Raw genomic sequence first — 6204 nt, 5'->3', positions numbered from 1 at the left:
ATTTGGTAACATAAAACACAATATGAACTTTAAAAGGTTTATGTTGAGAGGTCTGGATAAAGTGGAAACAGAAATTGGACTCATAGCAATGGCACATAATCTTAAAAAAGTGAGTTTAGCGGTGTAAGAATCGCTTTGCCTCATTTTAACTCAAAACTAATACCTAATTATCCGAGAGAATCCATAATCAAAACAAAATAACCAAAAAATAAAAGGTCGCCTAAATAGTTTTTAGACGACCTCTTCAAAATATGTTTTGAAACAAGATTTATTCTTGACCTTCCGCAGTTGCTTCAGCTCCTTCAGCTGCTGTTGTTCCTTCGTCTTCATCTTCATCTTCAATCTCAGAAACACTTGCTCTAGAACGTCTTACTTGACAAACTACAGTATTGTCTGGGTGTAAAAACGTAAAATCAGGATTTGCCAGCTCAGTAATGTATAATTTACCGCCAATTCTTAATGGTGAAATATCAACATCAATAAAATCAGGTAAGTTTGCAGGAATTGCTTTTACTTTTAAATGACGTTGGTTTTTACGTAGCACACCGCCACTTAAAACACCTCTTGAAGTTCCGATGAAATTAACCGGAATTTCCATAGTGATTTCTTTATCTTCATGAAGTTGATAGAAATCGATGTGTAAAATTTTGTCCGTAACCGGATGAAACTGGATGTCTTGCATAATAGCATTAAAAGACGTTCCGTTTTCTAAGGCAATCACAACGGTATGCGCATTAGGCGTATAAACCAGTTTAGAGAAAGCCAATTCAGGTGCTGAAAAATGCACTGGTTTGTCTCCTCCGTATAATACGCAAGGAACCTGACCAGCATCACGTAAGGCCTTTGTTGCTTTTTTGCCTACGCTTTCTCTTTGAGATCCTTTGATTGTAATTGATTTCATTTGAAAATTTATTAATTATTACTTATTGTTAATTACTCTTGCTTAGTTAATTCCTGATTTTGTTTTATCAAAAAATTACATCAAAAATTTTGAACTGATAGACTTATTATAATGAACGTTATGCATAACTTCTGCAAACAGATCCGCACAGCTTATCACTCTAATTTTATCACTTTTTTGTTTTAATGGAATAGAATCTGTAACAATCAATTCCTGCAATTTTGACTTCTCCAAGCGCTCATAAGCACTGCCCGATAAAATAGGATGTGTACAAATAGCTCTCACACTTAAGGCACCACGTTCCATCATCAAATCGGCAGCAGCGGTCAATGTCCCGGCAGTATCTACCATATCATCTACCAACACCACATTTTTACCCTTTACATCGCCAATCAATTCCATGTGCGAAATGACATTGGCTTTTTCACGTTGTTTATAACAGATTACCACATCACTTTCCATCGCTCTTGAATAGGCATAAGCCCGTTTAGAACCACCCATATCTGGTGAAGCAATAGTCAAGTTTTCAAGATTCAAACTTCTCAAATATGGTAAAAAAACCGTAGATGCAAACAAGTGATCCACAGGTTTTTCAAAAAATCCTTGAATTTGGTCCGCATGCAAATCCATAGTAATAATTCTGGTCGCCCCGGCTGCTTCCAACATTTTGGCCACCAATTTAGCCGCAATAGGAACTCTTGGTTTGTCTTTCCGATCCTGTCTTGCCCAACCAAAATAAGGTAAAACCGCAGTAATATGTCTTGCTGAAGCGCGCTTTGCTGCATCGATCATCAATAACATTTCCATCAAATTTTTAGGTCCAGGATGTGTTGATCCGATAATAAAAATCCGCGTACCTCTAATTGACTCTTCATAAGAAGGCTGAAATTCACCATCACTATAAGTTGATGTAATAACGTTTCCTAAAGCGGTACCAAAGGTCGCTGCTATTTTTTCAGCAAGTTCTGTACTTTGTGAGCATGCAAATATTTTAGCTTCCGGAACAATGTTAGGCATTGGTAAAAGATTGTTTTATAATGAATTAATCTTCATTTTGTTTATCAGGCTGCAAATTTAAACATTTATTTGCACAGAAAAAGTATAAAAGAGAGATATTTTAGTTGTTTGTAAAAAAATATTTTATAGTTTTGCAGTCCTATTTACCGAGTACTTGCTCAAGTGGTGGAATTGGTAGACACGTTGGATTCAAAATCCAATGTCGCGAGACGTGTGGGTTCGATTCCCACCTTGAGTACTTCACAAAATCGCAATTACTTTACAAATAAAGGATTGCGATTTTTTTATTCCTTATTTTGATGGGTTATGGTCAGAAAACCGCAGCGTTTTCCACTAAAACAACTCAAATACAATTGTTATATAGCTATTTAAAAAACGCTTTTCAATAAATTAAACATAACAGGCAAAAGAAGTAGTAACTAAAATTAGCTGTACTCTTTTAAAATTGAATTACAATCTTCAATCATCGTCGGTAATTATAATTATCAACCCTAAATTTTAGAATTATTATAGACTCCTATTTACAAAGCAGAAGTTATTTGCTCAAATCTTTTAAAGTTTGCTTAAATTTCAGCTCTAAATTACAAAGATTAAAATATGAAGCTTTTATATGCGTTGTAGCTTTATGAAAATGGTTAAATGGGCAGTAGGCAGATTAGATAACAACAGAAATTAATGTCAAAGAAAAAACAATTGCGCTATGATAAAGCGTATTTAAGAATAGCTAAAGAATGGGGGAAATTATCCCACTGTAAACGCAAACAAGTTGGCGCACTCATAGTCAAGGATCGAATGATTATTTCTGACGGTTATAATGGTACGCCCACAGGTTTTGAAAACTATTGTGAGGATGACGAAGGCTATACCAAATGGTACGTTTTGCATGCCGAAGCCAATGCCATTTTAAAAGTAGCTGCATCAACACAATCCTGTAAAGGCGCTACTTTATATATTACCTTATCACCTTGCAGAGAATGCAGCAAACTGATACATCAAGCGGGTATCGTCCGAGTGGTATATCATGAAGGCTATAAAGACGATTCTGGACTTGATTTTTTGGCCAAGGCTGGCATTGAACTCCAACTTATAGAAGATTTAAGCGCATAATGGCTGTCAGAAAAAAATATATTCCGTTGATTATTGGTGTTGCGGTTGCGATAGGAATTCTTATTGGTGGAAAACTTAATTTCACGGACAACTCCGACAGATTATTCACGTCCAACAGCAAAAAAGACAAACTCAACAGATTAATAGATTATATTGATTATGAGTACGTTGACCGAGTGAATACCGATAGCATTGTAGACGTTACGGTCAACGGCATTTTAGAAAAGCTAGATCCGCATTCCGTTTATATTCCCAGTCGCGACATGGAAAAAGTGTCCGAAAACATGAAAGGTGACTTTGTAGGCATTGGCGTGAGTTTTTACACCTATAAAGATACGATTGCCGTCATCCGGCCTTTAGAAGGAGGACCGAGCGAAAAAGCAGGAATTAAAAGTGGCGACCGAATTATTATGGCCGATAATGACTCTATTTTTGGAAGTCAATGGCGTAGCGATGATATCATCAAAAAATTAAAAGGCGAAAAAAACAGCAAAATCCAGCTAAAAGTTTACAGAAAAGGCGAAAAAGAACTTCTCGATTTTAATGTGAAACGTGGCAGTATTCCCATAAAAAGTGTTGATGCTGCTTATATGCTCACTCCAAATCTAGGGTATATCAAAATAAATAGATTTGCAGAATCCACTTATAAAGAATTTAAAACCGCGCTCAACAGTTTACAAAATCAAGGTGCCACGCAATTAGCTCTTGATTTACGTGACAATCCCGGAGGATTCTTGACCATTGCGGAACAGATTGCAGACGAGTTTTTAGAAAAAGACAAACTGATTCTTTTCACAAAAAACAAATCCGGTCGGGTTGATAAAGTTTACGCCACAAATAAAGGTGATTTTCAAGATGGAGAAGTTTTTATTCTCATCAACGAAAACTCGGCGTCCGCCAGCGAAATTGTTGCCGGTGCTTTGCAAGACAACGACAAAGGCACAATTATTGGCCGCAGAAGCTATGGCAAAGGGTTGGTACAACGCGAAATGTCTCTTGGCGATGGCAGTGCCGTTCGGCTCACCGTAGCCCGATATTATACCCCAACGGGCCGCTCCATACAACGCCCTTATGACAATGGCCACAACGAAGAATATTATAACGATTATTACAAACGTAGAAGTAGTGGCGAATTTAATGACGAAGTCAACATCAAAGTATCCGATTCATTAAAATTCACGACACCAAAAGGAAAAATCGTATATGGCGGCGGCGGTATTATTCCAGACATCTTCGTGCCATTAAATACGAGTGTTCAAAATGAAACCTTAAATTTCATTAATCGGAGTGGCATCATGAATTATTTTGCTTTTGAAGAACTTGACAGAGATCGAGAAAAGTATAAAGACGTTTCTGAACAGGAATTCATCTCAGATTTTGAAGTTAGTGACGATATTATCGACCGATTTGAAGACTATATCAATGCCAGAGAACGCTCAAAAATCACTTTTGTAGCATATCACAAAGAATTAAAACAACTTATTAAAGCTGCTCTAGCCGATCAGTTATTTGGCCCTAATGCTTCGGCCGAAATCTTGAATGCTAATGATGATATGATTAAGGAAGTTATAAAATTGAGCATAAAGGAATAGTGAAATATTATTTATTTTCTATTACCTATTGAGATGTGGGTTTGTCTGTGAAATTCCTGAGGCAAAACCAATGACTTTTAATTCTGCCTAGCTCTCAAACTACAACTCTTCTAAAATAGAGGTTCCGCTCGATTTATCGCCTGAAGTCCATTGCCAGGTTTCATGAAGTCTTATTTTTCCGCTTTTGCCCAATTCAGGTTTTGAAAGGCAAATCCCGGTCATTAATTCTCCTTTGTTGTTGATTTGGTGATAACGCATTTCAATAGTTCCATCCTCATCCACCAATCCTATAAGATGGCCTTTTATTATTTGTCCACCTTTATATTCAGAAGTTAAAATATTCCCGGTTTGCTTATATTCAAAAATGGTTTCTTCTGAGGTTTCTCCATTTTCAGAATTCTGAACTGGCCTGAATTTTTTGTTGTTATAGTTCATTGCGCCTTTTAACTTCTTATATTATTTTGGTGTTTTTCACAAACAACATCAATTAAGTTGATAAACCTCTATTTACAACTAATCATATATTATTGGTTTTATGTATATGTTGTAGCATGATTTGTCACGGACAATTCCGAACAGTTACTACACATTCGAAAACCCTACGAATTCATTAAGTAAATGAGAAAAAGCTAAAGTCTATACTTATCGCCATCTATAGTTGTTTTTTCCGATACACTATTAAATTATACTTAAATTCATTCCCATCACTCTCCAAAAACTCAAATACTTTCAGTTCTGTTTGAGTTATTTCTGCAAATTCTATTTCATTTTTCGTGAATTCTATTAGAGTACCCGATTCTTTTAATTGTTCTAAAAGTCCTGGTGCAAGTTTTTCAATTGGAACGTTGTATTTTGGTTCGTCATAAGTCATTCGAAACAACTTAAATTCTCTATCATACTCCCATTTGCCAGATTCACAATTGTAAGCATTCTCACATCCAATTAATTTATAGGTTCCATTTTTTTTAATCTGCATACTTGGACGCCAAACAATTTCTGTTGCGGTGATTGTATCATTTATAAAATGGGAGATTTCCGATATGACATTTCCATTATTATCCGTTAGTTTTTCAAATTCCCAAGTTCCAATAATCAAATCCTCAATTTGTTCAGCGCTCTTTTTTGTTTTTGCGTCATCAATTAACTCTAAGTAACTTTTTGATGATTGACTATAGGCTAAAATTGGTAAAATCAATATAATAAGTAAGATTTTTTTCATAATTAAAATAACAATAAACTTATTAATATAGATATTTCCTACCGGAAAATCAATTTTATACCCGCAACAACATTGCTGTTCTACCCCTCATTTTTATCATGAACATGGGCATCCATGCCGCCATTCCAAAGTGTTAAAATATCAGTAGCAACCTGTGCGCCACTACCACTGGCAATCGAAAATTGACTTCTCCATCCTGCCAAAGTTCCTGCAACATACAAACCTTTCGCCACCAGATGGTCTTCGTTTTTTAACCAAATGCGCTCCTTTGCAGCAGCAGCTCTTGGATGTGGTGCGATATAGGTTTCCAAGCCATCAATATTGATAAGATTAGTGTATCCAGCAGCAATTACCACAATTTTAGAATG

The 6204-nt window shown here is 35.9% G+C and carries 7 protein-coding genes, 1 tRNA gene and 1 pseudogene; 4 read left to right on the top strand and 5 right to left on the bottom strand.

From position 1 onward, the window contains the following. On the top strand, window positions 1–127 hold a 127-nt coding region (locus VNJ50_RS04850), incomplete at its 5' end, for a transposase (protein ID WP_325579588.1). A 141-nt stretch (window positions 128–268) separates the two neighbouring features. Here VNJ50_RS04850 and VNJ50_RS04845 read toward each other — a convergent pair. Both VNJ50_RS04845 and VNJ50_RS04840 read right to left on the bottom strand, forming a co-directional pair. Beyond that, a complete protein-coding gene (locus tag VNJ50_RS04845; protein WP_325579586.1) occupies window positions 269–901 on the bottom strand; it encodes a 50S ribosomal protein L25/general stress protein Ctc in 633 nt (210 codons plus the stop codon). 75 nt (window positions 902–976) lie between these two features. Beyond that, a complete protein-coding gene (locus tag VNJ50_RS04840; protein ID WP_325579584.1) occupies window positions 977–1918 on the bottom strand; it encodes a ribose-phosphate pyrophosphokinase in 942 nt (313 codons plus the stop codon). A 156-nt stretch (window positions 1919–2074) separates the two neighbouring features. Between VNJ50_RS04840 and VNJ50_RS04835 the strand changes: the two genes are divergently transcribed. The 3 genes from VNJ50_RS04835 (at window position 2075) to VNJ50_RS04825 (ending at window position 4617) form a co-directional block, all read left to right on the top strand. Then, window positions 2075–2156: transfer RNA gene (locus tag VNJ50_RS04835), tRNA-Leu, on the top strand. Window positions 2157–2593: 437 nt separating this feature from the next. Continuing rightward, entirely contained in the window at window positions 2594–3025 is a 432-nt protein-coding gene (locus VNJ50_RS04830; protein ID WP_325579583.1) for a dCMP deaminase family protein, read from the top strand. Further along, a complete protein-coding gene (locus VNJ50_RS04825) occupies window positions 3025–4617 on the top strand; it encodes a S41 family peptidase (protein WP_325579582.1) in 1593 nt (530 codons plus the stop codon). The genes VNJ50_RS04830 and VNJ50_RS04825 overlap by 1 nt, the downstream gene beginning before the upstream one ends. Window positions 4618–4716: 99 nt before the next feature. Here the strand turns inward: VNJ50_RS04825 and VNJ50_RS04820 are convergent, their stop codons facing one another. From VNJ50_RS04820 to VNJ50_RS04810, 3 genes and pseudogenes are all read right to left on the bottom strand, one after another. After that, window positions 4717–5052, bottom strand: a complete 336-nt coding sequence (locus tag VNJ50_RS04820; protein WP_325579581.1) for a n-acetylglutamate synthase — start codon at window positions 5050–5052, stop codon at window positions 4717–4719. A gap of 217 nt (window positions 5053–5269) precedes the next feature. Continuing rightward, complete coding sequence (locus VNJ50_RS04815) at window positions 5270–5836, bottom strand: hypothetical protein (protein WP_325579579.1); 567 nt, start codon at window positions 5834–5836, stop codon at window positions 5270–5272. A gap of 80 nt (window positions 5837–5916) precedes the next feature. Continuing rightward, window positions 5917–6204, bottom strand: a pseudogene (locus tag VNJ50_RS04810) (NAD(P)/FAD-dependent oxidoreductase); the annotation flags it as partial.

The organism is Gelidibacter sp., assembly GCF_035577925.1.
Classification (GTDB): Bacteria; Bacteroidota; Bacteroidia; order Flavobacteriales; family Flavobacteriaceae; genus Gelidibacter.
Note: the sequence above shows the minus strand (reverse complement) of the source record. Positions and strands in the feature narration are given on the sequence as shown.